Raw genomic sequence first — 18,611 nt, 5'->3', positions numbered from 1 at the left:
CGCTTTAGTTTAGAGTACTTAGTATTTATTTTTCTTATGGGACGTCCTGATGTTCCAGGTCAAGTGCTTGATCTCAAAGATGTTCTTGGCAAAGGTCTTCCGGTTTTGGCTTTGAGCGCCGCTTTACTTTCTGTTGCCGTGAGTTCTTGCATGGAAGAACGGACGTTCCCTTTCGCCGACCAATTTCGAGGAGCTTTGGTTGGTTTGATGGGAGGTTTAGAGGGCAAATGTGAATCTATGGGTACCGTTTTGCCTTCAGTGCAAAAAAGAAAACTATTATTTGCAGAGCACCCTGGGATGGTGGATTTTAGTGAGTGGATTTGTACTGCCGTTGAGGATGGCTATAAGCTTACCGTCAATAGGACGGCTTTTAGTTTCGAGGGTGTTTCGTGGAATGCTGTTTTGGACAAAAATGGGAATGTCCAGTTCCATTCTGATGGGTTTTGGACTGAATTCTTTTCTGGCCCTGCAGAGGGCGACTCTCTTCTTGCAAAAAGGGAATAAGCAATGGAGTAAAAAATCTCTTGACTGAGCTCCCTCCACTTCCTATAATGCCCCAGCCTGCTTCGTTAGGTACCTTCTTACTCTACTAAAGTACTGAATGGTTCTACTCCATCAACTCCAGAGCATCAAACACTAGTCTTTATGACGGTTTGGAATTCTGGAGTGTATGGAGACATACACTCTTTTTGTTCCTTGAAAATTCGGAACTGATCAAATTATAGAAATCAGTCTTTTCAAATGAATAGTTATTATCTTTTCAGATTGTCATAAAAGTAATTGGAAGATGACGTTACAACATTGTAAAAAAAGCATAGAATGGATGCCTTGACTCAAAACTCCGATGAAGGACGCGGCCAGCTGCGATAAGCTTCGGCGAGCTGCTAAGCAAGCTTTGACCCGGAGATTTCCGAATGGGGAAACCTTACAAGAGTTATGTCTTGTAACCTCGAAAGAGGTGGACACTAGGGGAACTGAAACATCTAAGTACCCTGGATAAAAGAAATCAATAGAGATTCCCGTAGTAGCGGCGAGCGAACCGGGATCAGCCCAAACCTTATCCTTCGGGATAGGGGGTTGTAGGACCTCAATACGAGGCCTTCTCCTATTAGCCAAACGACCCTGGAAAGGGCGGCCAAAGAGGGTGATAGCCCCGTCGGCGAAAATAGGGAAGATCTCCAGAGTGTTCCTGAGTAGGGTCGGACACGTGAAATCCGGCCTGAATCTGGGAAGACCACTTTCCAAGGCTAAATAAGTTTTGAGATCGATAGTGAACAAGTACCATGAGGGAAAGGTGAAAAGCACCCCAGATAGGGGAGTGAAATAGAACCTGAAATTCTTTGCTTAAAATGAGTCGGAGCCCTTCGGGGTGACGGCCTACTTTTTGTAGAACGGACCAACGAGTTAGCTGTATGATGCAAGCTTAAGGAAGTTTAAATCCGTAGGCGTAGCGAAAGCGAGTCTTAACCGGCGCCAAGTATCATGCACTAGACCCGAAACGGGGTGAGCTACCCATGGGCAGGATGAAAATAGGGTAAAACCTATTGGAGGTCCGAACCAACCGGTATTGCAAGACCGGTGGATGACCTGTGGGTAGGAGAGAAATTCTTATCGAACTCCGAGATAGCTGGTTCTCTTCGAAATAGCTTTCGGGCTAGCCTCGATTATACGTTTGGGGGGTAGAGCACTATTTAGGCTAGGGGGCAAAATCCGTCTACCAAACCTAGATAAACTCCGAATACCCAAACTTGAGATCGGGAGTCAGACGGTGACAGCTAAGTGCCATCGTCAAGAGGGTAACAGCCCAGATCGTCATCTAAGGTCCCTAATAGAAACTTAGTGGTAAAGGATGTGAGGATGCGTATACAACCAGGAGGTTGGCTTAGAAGCAGCCATTCCTTTAAAGAGTGCGTAACAGCTCACTGGTCTATGCGTTCTTGCGCCGAAAATGTAACGGGTCTCATGTTTCTAACCGAAGATGCGAATTTATATTTATATAAATGGTAGAAGAGCGTTCGTAGCAGCAGTGAAGTCAGACTGGGAAGTCTGGTGGAGCGCTATGAAGTGCAAATGTTGGTATAAGTAACGTCAGGAGAGTGAAAAACTCTCCCACCGAAAACCCAAGGTTTCCCAAGCCACGTTAATCGACTTGGGGTTAGTCGGTCCTAAGGTCCAGGCGAAAGCCGTAAACTGATGGACATCAGGTTAATATTCCTGAACAAGATGCAAATCGTCCAAGCAAAGCTGGATTGACGATATTCGTGAGTCAAAGCCCTTCGGGGCCGCGATGAATGAACATCCGATTGAAAGTGGCGCTAGATCCGGGGGGACGCCGCAGGATAATCCGAGCGCATTAAGAATTTGCGTTCAAGTGGTAAGCTTATGCTTGTGTAGGTAAATCCGCACAGGTTCGCGATCCATTATGTAAAGGCGCCGCAAGGTGCTGATTCGGGTGAATTCAGCGGACGAGAAAATCCTCGTTTCGAGAGTTGCATCTTACCGTACCGCAAACCAACGCTGGTGGGTAGGTAGAGTATACTAAGGTGATCGAGATAACTGCGCTTAAGGAACTCGGCAAAACAGCAGGCGTAACTTCGGGATAAGCCTTGCCTGCACCATGAGATTATATCAACTCGGTGTAGGCCGCAGCGAATGAACTCCTGCAACTGTTTATCAAAAACACAAGTTCGTGCAAAGTCGTAAGACGATGTATACGAGCTGACCCCTGCCCAGTGCCAGAAGGTCAAGAGGAGAGGTGTATGCTTCGAATCTAAGCCCTGGTGAACGGCGGCCGTAACTATAACGGTCCTAAGGTAGCGAAATTCCTTGTCGGGTAAGTTCCGACCCGCACGAATGGGGTAATGATGGGAGTACTGTCTCGAGCGCAGACTCGGTGAAATTACAATACGGGTAAAAATGCCCATTAGATATGGCAGGACGAAAAGACCCCGTGCAGCTTTACTATAGTCTGACATTGATTCAGGGCACTACTTGTGCAGCATAGGTGGGAGACGTTGAAGCCAGGGCGTAAGCCTTGGTGGAGTCATCAGTGAGATACCACCCTTGTTTTGCTTTGAATCTAACCCCCACTGGGGGAACAGTGTTTGATGGGTAGTTTAACTGGGGCGGTTGCCTCCTAAAGAGTAACGGAGGCGCGCAATTGGTTCACTAAGGTCGGATGGAAACCGATCTCGTCGTGTATTCGCACAAGTGAGCTTGACTGCAAGGCCTACAAGCCGAGCAGGTACGAAAGTAGGTGAAAATGATCCGGTACCACCATGTGGGTGGGGTATCGCTCAACGGATAAAAGTTACGCCGGGGATAACAGGCTAGTCTGGTCCAAGAGTCCACATCGACGACCAGGTTCGGCACCTCGATGTCGGCTCGTCGCATCCTGGGGGTGGAGAAGCTCCCAAGGGTTTGGCTGTTCGCCAATTAAAGCGGTACGCGAGCTGGGTTCAAAACGTCGTGAGACAGTTTGGCCTCTATCCGCCATATCTGAAGGAAAATTGAAGGAAGTTGTCCCTAGTACGAGAGGACCGGGATGAACGAACCTCTAGTGTACCTGTTGTCGCGTCCGCGGCATTGCAGGGTAGCTATGTTCGGTCTGGATAACCGCTGAAAGCATCTAAGCGGGAAGCCAGTCCTAAGAAAATTTTCCCTATGAACCTCCTTGTAGACTACAAGGTTGATAGGCCGCAGGTGTACGCACAGCGATGTGTTCAGCCGAGCGGTACTAACAGGTCACTGATGTTGTTAATGTCTTCTTCCAGACTTTTATGACATTCCGAGAAGATAATGCTACTCAGAAAAAGAGGTTTCTATATAAACGCTTCCGAGTTTTCCAGAACTTTAAAAAGCGATTTGGTCCAGGCAATTTTAGAGAGAAGGTCACACCTGTTCCCATTCCGAACACAGCAGTTAAGCTTCTCATCGCCGATAGTACTGCAACCTGAGTTGTGGGAGTGTAGGACGTTGCCTGGACTGAGTCGCTTTTTTGTATGAGGGCGTTTTTTTGACATATCTGTTTTTTGTATTTATACTTCCCCTCTTAATAAGCGAGCGTAGTCATTATAGGCTCAAACTCTAAACCTTATTTTCAAATGGATAGGCTCCCACAATACAACAATTTTGCAAGACAGATTAAGTCCATAGATATGGAGACTTTTCGAGTGCAGTTTTTGACTGATTTTGATGTTGATGTTGATAACCCAAAAACTAGAGCTTTACTTAAAGGAGCGTTGATGGGAACCACTGTGTCCTTGGAGCGGATCGAAACCTATCGTGAGAGGGTAAAAGAACTTCTAGAGTCTCCTGGCCTCTTACCTGAAGAAGGTTTGTATTTGGAAGAAGGCTTAGCACGGTGGGGAGATGGCTCTACAGATAGAGGTGGAATGTCTGTTGATGCAGGCTTGGGAGACCCAACGCGATTCAAAACAGTTTTGAGCTATTTGGACAGACGCGATCCTGACAAGAGTCATTTTGATGCGGATTTCCGTTTAGAGATTGTTCGATCGCACCTAGGCCAGGCCTTTCGCGATGCACTACAAGCGTTAGAAGATATTTTCTTGGGAAAGGGATTCTTTTCAGAAGCGGAGCAAACTAATGCATTGAAGCGTCTCAAGGCTTTAAAATCTGACTCCATTAAAAATTCGTTTTCCAACTTTTGGGTCGATAATGGTGGGGTTTCTGATCAGTTCCCTCCCATGTGGGCTGCTTACTGTCAGACCATTGATGAATACATAAAAAAGTGGGAGTCTTTGGCAGCCCCTGCGAAAATGGAGGCTCAAAGGGATAGAGTAATGAAGTATTTTGATACAAGAGGTATTCAGCGACCTGATGCAGGCAGATTGATCGAGTTAATACACGCTCGCAGAGACGAGTTACTTAAAAATCTGGGAGAGGACTGTCTGCCTGATGAACTCTCTGGGGAACCGGCGCAAGTTGTCGATCGTATTCGAAATCGTGTTGGTGAGATATTTGGAGTAGAACCAATAAAAGGTGCCGTTCATTTTGACTTAAAGGTACTCAGTGGGACACAGCAAGAAGGGGTTATACGTCTACCAGAGCCAGAGCTGTGGACTCCAGATAAGCGCCCTCTCATTGGCATGTTGGTTGCGCATGAATTTGCTCACACTCTGCAGCACACTGCTGGTGAAAAGGGGAGGCCTTCCCCTTACTATGGAGGGATCAGAGGCATGGGCCACTGCTTTTGGACATTGTTTTGGCGAGGCCAATGGTTTAAATAAAACGGTGAATCTAGATCGCTTAAAGCTCTATTCCTTCTTGGAAATTGCTGTTTTATTTCATCTCAACAATGCATCTGAAGATGATATCACAAGCGCATTACTAAATTATAAGCACTGGGAGCAGGATGTGATTAAAAAGCGTATAAATTTCGTTGTGAATGGAGCGGGTCTCAGGCCTATGCGTGATGCCTATTACTTTTTTGGTGGCCCTGCAGTAGAAAGGGCTATGCAAGACAGTGGCCTAGCTTGGCAGGAGTTCTTCAGACAAGAATATAACAAACATGGTTTACTAAGACATCCATACCGGAAGGGTACGGGTAATCTCGATCTAGAGGTTTTGTTTGCCAGAGGAACGAATCGTTCATGATCAACCCGGCACACTCGCAGTGCCGGTGGAGGTTTTTGAGTCTTGGTCTTGTTCTAGGGCGAGCTCATCTTCCAGCTCCACTTTTTGACTGCGAGAGGTGAGGGGATTGTAGGTTTCGTAAAAGAGTCCGATGAGTTCTTGGGTTGTGAGAGGGTCCACACGAAGGCCACAGCTTTCAAGCCCGGCACGAACGGTGTTCATGCGTTGAGTGATGCGTTTTTTTAGCTCAGCGAATTGAGCGTGGCGTTGTTTGATTTTTGCCACGGTGTCTCCTGGGAAAAGAGATTCGAGAAAACTCTTGATGAAACTGCGGCGTTCTTCCCCAATGGGGTCTTGAGGGATCACCACGTAAAATTGTTTTTCCATGATATCGGCGTATTCCACCAGACGACTGATGTATTCGATGTATTCAAAAGTCTGTTTTTGCAGGAGAGGATTGCCTTGTTTGACACCTATTTTTTTGAGTTTTTCAATGTAATGCTCCAAGTCTAATTTTTTGCTGCGAATCACGATTTGGATGGGAAATTCGAGCGAATTTAAAAAGTTTTGATAGGAGTAAATCACAGCGTTTTGCTCCTCCTCTGACTTCAAATTTAGATTGATGCTGGAGGTCTTGAGTACGGCGCGAAGCCCACCGTTTTTAAGAATGGCCACGTCGTCACGAATTTCAGAAACCTTCAAGTAAAGCTGAGTGCTGAAGCGCTTGTCTTTTTTAGTTCCTTTCACCGAATCTTTAGAGGTGGGAGGGGGAGTCATGAGGTTTGAGGTTTGCCGTAAGAATCCAGCAATTTGGAAATTTCTCCAATCTTTTGAAGGCGTTCGTGGTCGCGTTCGCTCTTGCCGCTGTCTTCGGTTTTAGTTTGCACTTTTTTTTCTTTTTGAGCAAACAAGGTGGCGGCGTAAGTGTCTCCGGCTCCCATTACAAAGGTGCGTTTATTGGGCATTAAAAAATATTCCACTGTGAGCATGCACCATTTCCCAAACGTGATTCCGTTGGGGTGAAAGAAAATGCTCAAAAGCGTCAAAATGGCTGTACTGAGCGGTAAAATGACCCAAAGGCCCATGTAATAACGGCTCCCGAAATAACTGTAAAGGGCATAGGTGAGTCCACCGCCGATTCCGGCATAAATGAGTTGGCGCAGAGTGAGAGGCCCGACGATTTTGTCTTCAATCTGTACGTTTTGCGGGATTTTGTATTGCATTTGTTCTTTTTAGACGCACTTTTTATCCGTTCATTATAGCAGAAAAAGTATGGAAAAGAAAGGGTTGGGCTCGGGTGTGCTTGTTTCTCGTCCAAGCTGTTGCTACACTCCCTCCGCATGAAAAACATCCGTAATTTTTGTATCATTGCACACATTGACCATGGTAAATCCACCTTGGCGGATCGTTTTTTGGAGGTGACGGGCACCCTGACAGAACGAGAAATGAAGCACGGTCAAATGCTCGACACCATGGAACTTGAACAGGAACGAGGCATCACCATTAAACTTCAGCCCGTGCGGATGAACTGGAACTACAAAGGTGAGGAGTATCAATTGAACCTCATCGACACCCCCGGGCATGTGGACTTTTCTTACGAAGTTTCTCGCTCGCTTGCCGCCTGTGAAGGGGCAATTTTAGTCGTGGATGCTACGCAAGGCATTCAAGCGCAAACCTTGGCCAATTGTTACATGGCTCTGGAACATAACTTGGAAATCATCCCTGTGCTGAATAAAATCGATCTGCCTGCGGCGGATGTGGAGGGGCGCAGCCGTGAAATTGAAAATGCGCTTGGAATTCCGGCTTCTGAGATTTTGTGTATTTCTGCCAAAGAAGGGACCAATGTCGATAAATTATTGGAGTTGGTGGTTGAAAAAGTGCCGCCCCCTCAATTGAAGGATGCTCCGAAGGAAACGCGAGCCCTCATTTTTGATTCGATTTACGATCCTTACAAAGGCATTGTGGCTTATGTTCGCCTCATGAGTGGCTCATTCAAGCGTGGAAATCGTGTGAAACTTTTAAACACCAAGGCCGAAACCGAAATCACAGAAGTGGGTTGTTTCAAACCCAAATACCAAGCTTTGCCTGAAATTTTTGCGGGAGAGGTGGGCTATATTGTTACAGGAATGAAAACAGTTGGAGATGTGCGTGTGGGGGACACGGTATGGCGGCACGAAGATTGGCATTTGCGCGATGAAATGAAGCCGGTGCCGTTGCCCGGTTACAAGCGTGTGACGCCCTTCGTTTTTGCAGGTGTGTTTTGTACCGATACAGATGAATACCCGCTGCTACGAGATGCGCTGGAAAAATTGAGCATGAACGATTCCTCCCTGACTTTTGAACCGGAGCAATCTTCGGCTTTGGGTTCGGGTTTTCGTTGTGGATTTTTGGGACTTTTACACATGGACATTGTGCAAGAGCGTCTGGAAAGGGAGTATGGTCTCGATTTGGTGATTACGGCGCCGAGCGTGTCTTACCAAGTAAAAAAAACAGATGGTGAAATGATCACTATTTCGAGTCCTGCACAGCTCCCTGAGCCTGCCCATGTGGATGCGATTTTGGAACCTTGGATGAAGGTGGAAGTGCTCACCCCCCACAGAATACATGGGGGCACTCATGCAGATGCTGGCGGATCGTCGCGGGATTTCAAAAAATGTGGTTTACCTGGATGAAAAACGAGTGAGTCTGCACTATGAAGTGCCGCTGGCTTCGCTGGTGGTGGATTTTTATGACGAACTCAAGAGTTTAACGGCTGGGTATGCTTCCATGAGCTATGAATTTTTAGAATACCGCACTGAAGACTTGGTACGGCTCGACTTTTTGGTGCATCATGAACGCATGGATGCGCTTTCCATCATCATTCATCGTAGCGAGGCTTTTCGTCATGGAGGGCGGTGTGCAAGCGCTTGAAAGAAATCATTCCTAAAGCTCAATTTGAAATTCCCATTCAGGCGGCGGTGGGGGCCAAGATTTTGGCTCGTGAAACCATTGCAGCTTATAGAAAAGATGTGACGGGCTATTTGTATGGTGGAGATGTTTCTCGTAAAAATAAGCTTCTTGAAAAACAGAAGAAAGGAAAAAAACGCATGAAGATGTTTGGGAAAGTGGAGGTGCCTCAAAAGGCTTTTCTTGCCGTTCTTAGGAAGGACGTTTAAACTGTCCACGCCATGAAACGACTCCTCGCCTTTACGCTTTTCTTTGCGCTTTGCCTGACTGGATGCGCAGAATTGAGTGACTTCAAAGCGCCGGCTCCTCGTTTTGATACGCTGAGCATTGCCTATGCCGAGCCTCTTTTGGACTATTCTCCGCTGCGTTACAATTCGGCGGATCGTAAATATTTGGGCAATATTTATGAACCTTTGCTTCGTTTCGATGGCAGTTTCAACATGGAATCAGCCTTAGCAGTTTCGTGGGGACGTTTGGATGAATACACCTGGGATTTTCAATTGCGACAAGGCGTGCAATTCCATACGGGTGAGACCTTTGATGCCGACGATGCGCTGTATTCTTTGAGCTTGGCCAAAGCGCAAGGGGATTCGGAGCTCGGGGCCCTGCTATCCACGCTTTCGGAGGTCCAAAAAACGGGCGATTATCGCTTCACGCTTCGCACCACGCAGCCCGATCCTTTGCTTTTGAATAAACTTTCGTATGTGTACATGCTTCCCGAAGGCTATGTGGACTTTAAACTGCCCATTGGAACGGGGCCTTATCGAGTGAGTGCATTTTCGCAAAATACTTTGACCTTAGAACGATTTGAATCTTACTGGGGACCTTTGGCTTTTTTCCCTTTGTGACTTTGAATCATGTGCCGGACCCTGAACAGCGCTACAACGGATTTGTAGACGGAAGCTATCACGTGCTTGCGAATGTGCCTCCGCAGTATGTGGAAAATTTGCAGGAAGAAGCCTATGATTTATTGGAATTTCCTAGTTTGGAAGTGAGCTATTTGATGATGAGTCGGGAAGGTGTTTTTGCCAATTCCAACTTGAGAGAAGCCGTGTGGCATGCGCTTTCCACCGATTATGCTTCCTCTTTTGGCGGTGGGTTTTTAGAAGATACGGATCAATATGCGGCTCGGGGTATTTTTGGTTATTTGCCAGAAAGTCCTGCACGTGAAACCGATTTGCTTGTGGCTCAGCGTTTTCGGGATTTGGTTCCCGGTGAGGTGTCGGTCATCTTGGACTTGCCCGTGGGTCTGGAAGTTTTGGGTGAGGCCATTGCTCAGGATTTGAGTCAAATCGACGTGGAGGTGACGGTGAATGTCTTGAATCCTCAGGATTTAGAAGAGAAAATTCAGGCGGCTCAATCGGAGTTTTATTTTTTTGGATGGAAGTATGAACTCGCCGATGTGGCGGATTTTTATGAATCCGTGGTGCATTCTCAAGAGGGGGCTTATGGGGAATTCAATGGCTTGGCTTATGCCGATCCGGCTTTGGATGAGTGGATTGAAACGGCGGCGACTTCTTTGTCACCAGAGGAAAGGCGCTCGGTTTTGAATGCGGTTTCACAGCGACTTTTGGAGGATAAAAATATGATCCCGCTCTTTGAGGCTAAAACGCTTTATGGTTTTCAGCCGGGGCTTTATTGGAAGCTTCGTTTGGATGGCCAGCTTTGGGCTTCAGAAATCATTGAAACTGTGTTATAATGATCAGATGATTTAAAGGAGTACGGCATGTTTCGTTCGCTCAAGTCAAAATTCATCTTAGCCTTCGGTACTTTGATCTTGCTTCTTTTTACCGTGCTCGGACTTTTTTTGGTGGATGCAAAAACTCAAGAACTTTCCTTGGATATTTCGGAGGGCAGTCAAAGTTTTTCTGAGCTCACTGCTGCAAAAATGGTGGAGGCTTACGAGCAGTATCTTAAGCCTGGAAATTATTTGGCTTTCAGCCGGGAACTTTCATCTTTGCTGCGCCAAAACACCTCCATCTCAGACGTGCAAATCACCAGCTATGGAGGGGTGGTTTTATACGTGGCTTCCCAAGAGCAAACGTCGCGTTATGAAGGCTCTTTGCGTACCGTGACTCAGGCGTCTGAAATTGAGCGCATCCAGGCCAATAAAATGTCTTTGCTTCTCGATAGTGGTCGCGTTGTTTATGTGAAAACCGATGAAGACAAGCAGGTTTCTTATGTGAATTTCAATGAAAACCCGGTGGAGGCTCCTTTGCCTTCGGAACGGGTGCTCGACATTGTGGTGCCTTATGGAAACGCTTATGCCTTGAGCTACCGGGTGACTTATGAACTCATGGAGCAGCGTCTTGCTGCGGCCAAAATGCAAATCGGCATTTTTGCTCTGGTGGGCATGTTATTGACTTTATTGCTTTCTTACATGCTTTCTGTGAGTGTGACACGTCCGCTCAAAGCTCTTAAAGAAGGGGCTTTGAAGTTGGCCACTGGCGACTTCACCACTCGCGTTTTGGTGAAAGGCAAGGATGAAGTGGGAGTGCTCGCTTCCACTTTCAATCAAATGGCCAATGATTTGGCGGCGGCCTTGGAAGTGCGTCTTTACAAAGAACGCGTGGTTAAAGAACTGGAATTGGCGGCTAAAATTCAGGCGGATCTTTTGCCCAAAGAGCGCGTTGAATTGCCCAGCTTGGACTTGGCGGGCGGTTTGGATCCTGCTACGGAAATTGGAGGAGATGCCTTTGATTTCATTCCCACCGCTTCGGGGGAAACCCTCATTTACCTTGGAGACGTGAGTGGGCATGGAGTGCCTGCGGGAATTTTGTCTTCCATTGCCAATGGGCTCATTTATTCCTTACGGGATGAATCGAACCTCAAAACCTTGGCGCTTTCTTTGAATGAGGTGATACGAAAAAAATCTTCCAGTGCCATGTTCATGAGCATGGGGCTCACTCGTTGGAACCCTGTAACGGGTCGCCTTGCTTATTTGAATGCCGGTCATCTCCCTCTTTTGCATTACAGTGCTAAAGGTAAGAAGGTCACCGAAGTGAAATTGCCGGGCATTGCGTTTGGAATGGTGGACGACATTGAAAATCTTCTTCAAGTTCAAGAGCTGATTTTAGAGACGGGCGATGTCGTTGTGCTTTATTCGGATGGATTTCCCGAGGCTCAGAATGAACATCACGAGCAATATGGCATGCAACGCCTGCGCCGCATTGTGCAACAGGCGGGGGATGATCTGCTCACGGCAGAAGGAGTGAAAAACGCTGTCTTTGCCGATGTGCTTCAATACATTGGCGAGCAAAATCACCTCGACGACATCACGATTGTGGTGATGAAGAGGAAGTGAAGGGGGGCCATGGCTTGCAGGTTTTCTTGTTTTTGTATAGAATAAAAATGACAGGACTTCTGTGAGCGCCGGCCTAGGCCCAAGCTGAACAAATGGAGTTTAGCAAAGTGGATTTACAAAAGTCCTGAATAAAACCTGAAATGTGCGTCAGTTTTTTGTCAGGACTTTGTTCAAAATTCCTAAGCCTCAATCCCTGGTACCGGAAAGCCCTTACAAAGTTCCTTCACTTCCCCGAGCACCTTGGCTTGAATGGCGGCGTCGGTGGGGGTGGAAACGACCTCGTCGATCCAGCCTGCGAGGATGCGCATTTCATTTTCCTTCATGCCGCGTGTGGTGAGGGCGGGGGTTCCGATGCGGATTCCAGAAGGATCGAAAGGAGAGCGAGTGTCAAAAGGTACCATGTTTTTGTTGCAGGAGATGCCGGCGAGTTCCAGAGCTTTTTCAGCATCTTTACCGGGTGCACCTTTGCTGGCCATGGTGTCGATGAGCATGAGGTGATTGTCGGTTCCTCCAGAGACAATTTTGAAGCCTTTGGCCATGAGTTCACTGGCAAGCACCTTGGCGTTGGCGATCACTTGGCGGCTGTATTCCTTGAACTCAGGCTTCAGTGCTTCGGCAAAGGCCACGGCCTTGGCGGCATTGATGTGGTCGTGAGGTCCGCCTTGCATTCCGGGGAACACGGCCTTGTCGATGGCTTTAGCATAAGCTTCTTTGCACATGATCATGGCTCCGCGAGGACCGCGTAAGGTCTTGTGAGTGGTGGTGCTCACGATGTCGAAGTAGGGCACGGGATTTTCGAGTTGTTGACCGGCGATGAGTCCGGCAATATGTGCGATGTCGGCAAAGGTGATGGCTCCGATTTTATCTGCGATTTCTTTGAAGCGCTTCCAATCCATATTGCGAGAGTAAGCAGAGAAGCCGGCCACAATCATCTTGGGTTTTTCACGCAGGGCAATTTCTTCCACCTTATCCATGTCGATGTAGCCGTTCTCTTCCACGCCGTAACGCACGAAGTCGTAGAGCATTCCACTGAAGTTCACGGGATGACCGTGAGAGAGGTGTCCTCCATGGTCGAGGCTGAGTCCGAGCACTTTGTCTCCGGGTTTGATGGTCGCAAAATAAACGGCGGCATTGGCGGGAGAACCGGAGAGGGGTTGAACGTTCACATGGTCGCAGCCGAAGAGCTGTTTGGCGCGTTCAATGGCAAGGGTCTCGACGGTGTCGATGTTCACTTGTCCGGCGTAGTAACGCTTGCCCACGTAGCCTTCGGAATACTTATTGGTCAAAATAGTTCCCATGGCTTCAAGTACCGCAGGGGATACATAGTTTTCAGAGGCGATCAATTCCAGTTCTTCAGCTTGGCGCTTGGACTCGGCCATGATGGCGCTATAGATGGCGGGGTCTTGAGCTTGGAGGTGAGGGAGCATGAGGGAAGGGGTTAAGGGTCGCGAGGCGACAGTTTAAAAAGTGAAGGAATGGGAGTCCGTAAGCAGCAGATCTAAAGGCACGTCGTGTGCTTCCACGGGCAGGTCGTCGGCCATTTGTTCGTCGAAAGCGAGGCCCACTTTAAAGCCGTGCACTTCTTTGAGCAAGCGGTCGTAGTGGCCTTTGCCGTGACCGAGCCTGTGACCGTGCTGGTCGAAGGCGATGCCAGGAATCACGATGAGGTCGATGTGGGCAGGATGTGAGGGGCTGGTGGGCTCGCAAGGTTCTAAAATGCCGAATTCGCCAGGTTGAAGTTCTTCGAAACGGTTGAGTGGGCAGATTGCTAGAACTTCCCCTTTGATCTTGGGCAGGTAGACTTTCTTACCGAGCGCGAGGGTCTCTTGAATCACTTGATGAGTATCGACTTCTTCGGGCATTGAGACGTAAAAAAGGACGCTTGTGGCGTCTTTGTATTCTTTGAGTTCGAGAAGTTTGCGAGTAATGGCGAGGCTTTTTTCCCCGGCTAAGTCTGGAAGCAGCGCACGGCGCTTCTCCCTGAATTGCGTTCGAAGGAGTTGTTTTGTCATTGGGTTGAAACCGTGCACAGTGTGACGGCTGGGCTTTCTTTTGTAAAGCCAAAAATAGTGCCGGAGGCCATCTCAAAAAAAGACCAGAGTGCTTAAGACGGCACTGCGTTCTTGCTCTTCCCTTTTTTTGAGATGGCCTCTAAAATTTGTGTACTTCTTTTAATGATCTTTATGCTTAAAAAAGTTTTCCTTCTTTCTTCTTTTGCTGGAGTCTTTTTTGGGGCACTGGGAGGGGGGCTGGTGGCGGCTTTGATTTTCCATGGGACTGAGCCTTTGTCCAACCCTTCCAGCGAGCTGAACTTTGATGGAACCTCTTACGCTTCCGTGATTGAAGAAGCGGCTCCGGCGGTGGTTTCTATTGTCGCTTTGAAAGATTTATCGGAATATTACAATCAAAATTTATTCGGTCCATTTCCATTTTCTGAACCTACTGAGCCTGATCAGAATGAAGAGCCTGAGCTTTCGCAAGTGAGCAGCGGCACGGGTTTTGTGGTGAGTCCTGAGGGTTTGGTGGTCACTAATAAGCATGTGGTTTTAGATGAAGAAGCCGAGTATGTGGTGATTTTGGATGACGGTACTGAGTTGGAAGCACAGGTGCTGGATAAAGACAGTTTGAATGACATCGCTTTGGTCCAAATTGTGGGGGAGGACGAACGTTTGGGGGATTTACCTCACTTGAATTTTGCTGATTCGGATGCGCTGCAGGTGGGCGATCCTGTTTTGGCCATCGGAAATGCCTTGGGTGAATATTCCAATACCACGACTTTGGGAATCATTTCTGCGCGCGATCGTCAAATTGTGGCCAGTGGAGCTGGTTTTGGATCCGAAAATTTAGTGAATCTCATACAAACCGATGCGGCCATCAATCCCGGCAACAGTGGGGGGCCTTTGCTCAATTTGGCTGGAGAAGTGGTGGGGATGAATACCGCTATCGACAGCACGGCCAGCGGCATTGGCTTTGCCATTCCTTCCAATGACATTGCAGTGGTGCTCAAGTCTTACCAAGAGCATGGAGAAATTTTACGGCCTTTCTTTGGAGTGCGTTATGTGCCTGTGACACCTGGTTTGCAAGAGCATTTTTCTTTGGGTGTGGAGCATGGAGCCTATGTGATTGGCGACCCTGAATCGGGCCCGGGAGTGGTGGAGGATAGCCCTGCAGATGAGGCTGGAATTCAAGAAGGGGATGTTTTGCTTTCGGTGAATGGGAAAGCCCTCACGGAATATTTTTCATTGCAAAATGCCATTGCCGGATATTCTATTAATGATCTGATTCAGGTTGAAGTCTGGCGCAAGGGGGAAAGTCTCTCTCTTCAAGTTCGCTTGGCGAAGAGTGAGTTGTAGCGGGATAATGGGTTTGTATGAAACTCACTGCAGATTCCAAACGTCATCACATCATTGCGGCGGGCTCCGTCATCACTTTTCATGAGGACCCTTTGACGCTCACTTTGCCTTTGGAAGGCGAAGACTTGGTGTTTATTTTCAGTTTTCATTCCGAAAAAATCGACCCTCATCGTCCACGGGTGGAAGTGCTTCCGTGTGGGGACCGTAAATTGGAATTGCAGTTTGTGAATTTTGATTACGATTTAGGTACGGGAAATGTGAGCCCCATTGAACTCGGTATGATCGATGAAAAGCCTTTGTATTTGAATTATCGAATCTATGCCTTGGCGGATTCTGATTGCCGCTTGCTTCACTATACTTTTTATCAAGCCAAATCATGAGTGTACTTAAAGTTCCCAGTTCCATGGAAGACCCTTCGGTCAATTTGGCTGAACGCCGTTTGCAGGCTGGAGTGTTGGGTAAACTTTTTGGTACGGGAACCAACGCGGCTCGCAACATTGCCGGGCTTATTATTTTGATTTTGATTTTGGGGGCTTTGATCGCTTATTTTTTACAAGGGAGACCAAGGCAGTCTTTTCGAAATGGTTGTGCCCATTGTCACTTTGGGTCTTGGATATTTGTTTGGTGAAAAGATGGCGGAGTTGGGGCAGCGTTGACTTTTAATCTGCTAACCTTCTTTTTATGGATACATACTTAGGTTTTCGGGTTACGAATCCTTACCGCAGCCGTTCTCGCAAGGAATACGACCCTACGCGAGGTCATACTGGGGTGGATTTAGGGGCACGTTTGGGCAGCGATTTGACTTTCCCCATTCCTTTTAAGGTTTTAACGTTGCGTGAACAGCCTCAAATGGGCAAGGTTTTATATGGTCAAGATGTGGAAGGGAATATCTTGGTTTTTGCACATTTGAGTGAGTTTTTAGTGAAAGCGGGTGATTCGGTGAAGGCAGGGTCGGTTTTTGCACGTTCGGGCAACACAGGCAGTGTGACCAGCGGCCCTCACTTGCATTTTGAGGTGCTGGCGGCACAGCCTGAAGCAGGTGGGGAGGTCATGCGCCGCACGGAGTTGGTCTATAAGGGCTACAATATTGATCCTTTGGCTTATCTTAAAAAAGTCACTGTGCCTCCTCATTGGTCCGACAAGGCCATGGATTGGGCTCAGCAGCGTGGACTCATTCAAGAAAAACGTTCGCCGACCCAGGCCGTAACCTGGGGGGAACTGGTGGAAGTGCTTTATAAATGGGAGGGTGGGCGCTGAGGGATGACGCTCACAGGATTTTCGCAGACATCGCAAAGCCACCCGACCTGAAGGCCGGCTGTCTTTCCGAATCTGGTGGGCGCTGAGGGATTCGAACCCCCGACCCTCTCGGTGTAAACGAGATGCTCTAGCCAACTGAGCTAAGCGCCCACATGTGTGGGGTGTCCTTGGCAGTGAGGACGGAGAGATGGTGCGCAGGAGAGGATTTGAACCTCCAATCCCGTAAGGGAGCTACCACCTCAAGGTAGTGCGTCTGCCAATTTCGCCACCTGCGCATTTTTCAAAGTGCCCACGCATTTTAGCGAATCTTGCGGAAAGGGCAAGATTTTTCTATCATGATTTTTAGACGCCGCCTTTCATGCCTGAAACTTTCCTTTTTTTTCAAGATCTTGGACTCGCTCTTCTTATGGGAGGGCTCATTGGTTTGGAGCGTGAACGCAATCACGGGCAAACAGAGCCTGTTCATGCTTTTGGAGGGCTGCGTACCATGGCTTTGGTGTCTCTGTATGGCTTTTTGGCTTATCGCCTCTTTTTTGATCACTTATTTTTGTTTGTTTTGTTTACGGCGGCTTACTTTTCTTTAGTGATCGCTTCTTATGTGATCTCTTCCCTGCAAAATAAAAATTTAGGAGCCACTACCGAGCTGGCTGGTTTCTTTGTTTATATGATCGGGCTTTTGGTTGGGCGGGGAGGAGTTGGGGAGTTGTATGCCACGGTGATCACTTTGGTTCTTGTGCTTATTTTGTACTTTAAACAACCCTTACACCGTTTTGCCCATCGTTTAGGGAAGACGGAGCTTTACGATACCCTTAAATTCATTGCGGTGGTTTTTGTGATTTTGCCTCTTTTGCCCAATCGTTCATATGGGCCTTTGGACATTTTCAATCCTTATGAAGTGTGGTTTGTGGTCGTTTTGATTTGTTCCATTTCGTTTGCCAGCTATGTGGGCATTAAGTTGCTTGGACCCAAAAAAGGCATAGGACTCGGTGGTTTTTTGGGTGGACTCATTTCTTCTACGGCCGTGACGTTGAGTTTTTCTGCTTTGAGTAAAAAATCTCAAAAACTTGTGAATCCCTTTATTTTTGGCCTTTTGCTTGCGGCCTCGGCCATGTTCATTCGTGTGCTTTTTACAGTTTTGGTGCTCCATCCTGCACTGCTTGAACAGCTTTTGATCCCTTTGCTGGCCATGACTTTATGCGGCTTTGCTTTGGCCACCTATTTTTGGTTTCAAAAAAAAGAGCCTTTTAGCGACGTCCTGTCCTTGCAAGAACTTCCTTTAAAAAGTCCTTTTCAGTTGAGCACGGCCATTCAATTTGCTTTGATTTTTTCAGTTTTACTTTTTGCTTCCAAATTTGCTGCGGTGAGTTTTGGTGAGTTGGGGCTTTATTTGACTGCTTTTTTCTCGGGAACTTTTGATGTGGATGCCATTACGGTTTCAATGACACACTTGGCTCAGGATGGCAGTATTTCCAATTCTATGGCGGCCATGGGGGTTTTGATTGTGGTCATGACCAATACGCTCTCGAAGGGGTTTATTGCTCTTTTTTTGGCTTCACGGCAGGTGGGTTTACGTGTCTTGCTTTCAATGATCCTTGTGGTTCTGGTAGGATGGGCGAGTGCTTTAATCCCTGTGAGTTATGGTGCTTTTGCACTCTAAAACGCTTCCTTTGGGCTCCTCGGCTCCTGATTTCAAACTCAAGGGCATTGATGGAAAATGGCATGTTTTAGAGGATTACGCTTCAGCCAAGGTGCTGGTGCTTATTTTTATGTGCAACCACTGCCCTTATGTGCAGAAAATTTGGTCCGAGCTCGTAACTTTAGATAAAAACTTTCCTTCGGAAGTGCAAATGCTCGGGATCAATTCCAATGGAGCGAACACTGCTTACCCTGAAGATTCTTTTGAAAAAATGAAGCACTATGCCCAAGAAAAAGGGCAAAGTTTCCCTTATTTATACGATGAAGATCAAAGTGCGGCGGAGGCTTATCAGGCGGCGTGCACGCCCGATATTTTTGTCTATGGTCCCGATCGTTGTTTGGCTTATCACGGGGCTTTTGAGGGTTTGAAAACTGCGGTGGAAGCGCTTTTGGAAGGGCAGGCTCCTTCAAAAGAACAAATTCATTCCATGGGCTGTTCCATCAAGTGGGCGTAGAGGGCT

The 18,611-nt window shown here is 47.5% G+C and carries 16 protein-coding genes, 2 tRNA genes, 2 rRNA genes and 1 pseudogene; 15 read left to right on the top strand and 6 right to left on the bottom strand.

Annotated elements, in window-relative coordinates:
• The first annotated feature begins 36 nt into the window (after positions 1-36).
• From IPG41_01180 to IPG41_01160, 5 genes are all read left to right on the top strand, one after another.
• A complete protein-coding gene (locus tag IPG41_01180) occupies positions 37-504 on the top strand; it encodes a hypothetical protein (protein ID QQR55165.1) in 468 nt (155 codons plus the stop codon).
• A gap of 290 nt (positions 505-794) precedes the next feature.
• Positions 795-3,760 (top strand): 23S ribosomal RNA (locus IPG41_01175).
• Between the two features lie 109 nt (positions 3,761-3,869).
• A 5S ribosomal RNA gene (rrf, locus tag IPG41_01170) occupies positions 3,870-3,984 on the top strand.
• A 197-nt stretch (positions 3,985-4,181) separates the two neighbouring features.
• Complete coding sequence (locus IPG41_01165; protein QQR55164.1) at positions 4,182-5,249, top strand: hypothetical protein; 1,068 nt, start codon at positions 4,182-4,184, stop codon at positions 5,247-5,249.
• Positions 5,250-5,253: 4 nt separating this feature from the next.
• Positions 5,254-5,616: a hypothetical protein gene (locus tag IPG41_01160; GenBank protein ID QQR55163.1), complete on the top strand. Its 363-nt coding sequence runs from the start codon at positions 5,254-5,256 to the stop codon at positions 5,614-5,616.
• Here the strand turns inward: IPG41_01160 and IPG41_01155 are convergent, their stop codons facing one another.
• Positions 5,617-6,372, bottom strand: a complete 756-nt coding sequence (locus IPG41_01155; protein ID QQR55162.1) for a hypothetical protein — start codon at positions 6,370-6,372, stop codon at positions 5,617-5,619.
• A complete protein-coding gene (locus IPG41_01150; protein ID QQR55161.1) occupies positions 6,369-6,818 on the bottom strand; it encodes a PrgI family protein in 450 nt (149 codons plus the stop codon). The genes IPG41_01155 and IPG41_01150 overlap by 4 nt, the downstream gene beginning before the upstream one ends.
• A 117-nt stretch (positions 6,819-6,935) precedes the next feature.
• Here IPG41_01150 and lepA point away from each other — a divergent pair.
• From lepA to IPG41_01130, 4 genes and pseudogenes are all read left to right on the top strand, one after another.
• A pseudogene (gene lepA / locus IPG41_01145) lies at positions 6,936-8,750 on the top strand (elongation factor 4).
• Between the two features lie 12 nt (positions 8,751-8,762).
• Complete coding sequence (locus tag IPG41_01140) at positions 8,763-9,389, top strand: hypothetical protein (GenBank protein QQR55160.1); 627 nt, start codon at positions 8,763-8,765, stop codon at positions 9,387-9,389.
• Positions 9,386-10,240, top strand: coding sequence for a hypothetical protein (locus tag IPG41_01135; protein QQR55159.1), 855 nt, complete (start codon positions 9,386-9,388; stop codon positions 10,238-10,240). The genes IPG41_01140 and IPG41_01135 overlap by 4 nt, the downstream gene beginning before the upstream one ends.
• 27 nt (positions 10,241-10,267) lie before the next feature.
• On the top strand, positions 10,268-11,845 hold the full coding sequence (locus IPG41_01130) for a PP2C family protein-serine/threonine phosphatase (protein QQR55158.1): 1,578 nt from the start codon (positions 10,268-10,270) through the stop codon (positions 11,843-11,845).
• Positions 11,846-12,024: 179 nt separating this feature from the next.
• On the opposite strand, the gene IPG41_01125 is transcribed toward IPG41_01130, so the two are convergent.
• Together IPG41_01125 and IPG41_01120 are read right to left on the bottom strand one after the other, a co-directional pair.
• Entirely contained in the window at positions 12,025-13,272 is a 1,248-nt protein-coding gene (locus tag IPG41_01125; GenBank protein ID QQR55157.1) for a serine hydroxymethyltransferase, read from the bottom strand.
• Positions 13,273-13,305: 33 nt separating this feature from the next.
• Positions 13,306-13,857 carry a 5-formyltetrahydrofolate cyclo-ligase gene (locus IPG41_01120; protein ID QQR55156.1) on the bottom strand — a complete coding sequence of 184 codons (552 nt, stop codon included), beginning with the start codon at positions 13,855-13,857 and terminating at the stop codon, positions 13,306-13,308.
• Between the two features lie 171 nt (positions 13,858-14,028).
• On the opposite strand from IPG41_01120, the gene IPG41_01115 reads away from it, so the two are divergent.
• Genes IPG41_01115 through IPG41_01100 form a run of 4 tightly spaced genes read left to right on the top strand, consistent with a single transcriptional unit; the run spans position 14,029 to position 16,455 of the window.
• Positions 14,029-15,198: a trypsin-like peptidase domain-containing protein gene (locus tag IPG41_01115; GenBank protein QQR55155.1), complete on the top strand. Its 1,170-nt coding sequence runs from the start codon at positions 14,029-14,031 to the stop codon at positions 15,196-15,198.
• 17 nt (positions 15,199-15,215) lie between these two features.
• Positions 15,216-15,578: a hypothetical protein gene (locus IPG41_01110; GenBank protein QQR55154.1), complete on the top strand. Its 363-nt coding sequence runs from the start codon at positions 15,216-15,218 to the stop codon at positions 15,576-15,578.
• Positions 15,575-15,826: a hypothetical protein gene (locus IPG41_01105; protein ID QQR55153.1), complete on the top strand. Its 252-nt coding sequence runs from the start codon at positions 15,575-15,577 to the stop codon at positions 15,824-15,826. Before IPG41_01110 ends, IPG41_01105 begins: the two co-directional genes overlap by 4 nt.
• Positions 15,827-15,879: 53 nt before the next feature.
• Positions 15,880-16,455, top strand: coding sequence for a M23 family metallopeptidase (locus IPG41_01100; protein ID QQR55152.1), 576 nt, complete (start codon positions 15,880-15,882; stop codon positions 16,453-16,455).
• A gap of 73 nt (positions 16,456-16,528) precedes the next feature.
• Here IPG41_01100 and IPG41_01095 read toward each other — a convergent pair.
• Both IPG41_01095 and IPG41_01090 read right to left on the bottom strand, forming a co-directional pair.
• Positions 16,529-16,605, bottom strand: a tRNA-Val gene (locus IPG41_01095).
• Positions 16,606-16,643: 38 nt separating this feature from the next.
• Positions 16,644-16,730: transfer RNA gene (locus IPG41_01090), tRNA-Leu, on the bottom strand.
• 83 nt (positions 16,731-16,813) lie between these two features.
• Here IPG41_01090 and IPG41_01085 point away from each other — a divergent pair.
• Together IPG41_01085 and IPG41_01080 are read left to right on the top strand one after the other, a co-directional pair.
• Entirely contained in the window at positions 16,814-18,112 is a 1,299-nt protein-coding gene (locus tag IPG41_01085) for an MgtC/SapB family protein (protein QQR55151.1), read from the top strand.
• Positions 18,093-18,605: a thioredoxin family protein gene (locus IPG41_01080; protein QQR55150.1), complete on the top strand. Its 513-nt coding sequence runs from the start codon at positions 18,093-18,095 to the stop codon at positions 18,603-18,605. Before IPG41_01085 ends, IPG41_01080 begins: the two co-directional genes overlap by 20 nt.
• Positions 18,606-18,611: the final 6 nt, after the last annotated feature.

It is taken from the genome of Candidatus Peregrinibacteria bacterium (genome assembly GCA_016699145.1).
Classification (GTDB): domain Bacteria; phylum Patescibacteriota; class Gracilibacteria; order UBA1369; family 2-02-FULL-48-14.
Note: the sequence above shows the minus strand (reverse complement) of the source record. Positions and strands in the feature narration are given on the sequence as shown.

Bases quoted from the DNA above. Each gene is read 5' to 3' on its own strand.
- IPG41_01085 (QQR55151.1), top strand. From the start codon at position 16,814: ATGCCTGAAACTTTCCTTTTTTTTCAAGATCTTGGACTCGCTCTTCTT.
- IPG41_01140 (QQR55160.1), top strand. From the start codon at position 8,763: ATGAAACGACTCCTCGCCTTTACGCTTTTCTTTGCGCTTTGCCTGACT.
- IPG41_01130 (QQR55158.1), top strand. From the start codon at position 10,268: ATGTTTCGTTCGCTCAAGTCAAAATTCATCTTAGCCTTCGGTACTTTG.
- IPG41_01110 (QQR55154.1), top strand. From the start codon at position 15,216: ATGAAACTCACTGCAGATTCCAAACGTCATCACATCATTGCGGCGGGC.
- IPG41_01120 (QQR55156.1), bottom strand. From the start codon at position 13,857: ATGACAAAACAACTCCTTCGAACGCAATTCAGGGAGAAGCGCCGTGCG.
- IPG41_01105 (QQR55153.1), top strand. From the start codon at position 15,575: ATGAGTGTACTTAAAGTTCCCAGTTCCATGGAAGACCCTTCGGTCAAT.
- IPG41_01080 (QQR55150.1), top strand. From the start codon at position 18,093: ATGGTGCTTTTGCACTCTAAAACGCTTCCTTTGGGCTCCTCGGCTCCT.
- IPG41_01115 (QQR55155.1), top strand. From the start codon at position 14,029: ATGCTTAAAAAAGTTTTCCTTCTTTCTTCTTTTGCTGGAGTCTTTTTT.
- IPG41_01155 (QQR55162.1), bottom strand. From the start codon at position 6,372: ATGACTCCCCCTCCCACCTCTAAAGATTCGGTGAAAGGAACTAAAAAA.
- IPG41_01180 (QQR55165.1), top strand. From the start codon at position 37: ATGGGACGTCCTGATGTTCCAGGTCAAGTGCTTGATCTCAAAGATGTT.
- IPG41_01125 (QQR55157.1), bottom strand. From the start codon at position 13,272: ATGCTCCCTCACCTCCAAGCTCAAGACCCCGCCATCTATAGCGCCATC.
- IPG41_01150 (QQR55161.1), bottom strand. From the start codon at position 6,818: ATGCAATACAAAATCCCGCAAAACGTACAGATTGAAGACAAAATCGTC.
- IPG41_01100 (QQR55152.1), top strand. From the start codon at position 15,880: ATGGATACATACTTAGGTTTTCGGGTTACGAATCCTTACCGCAGCCGT.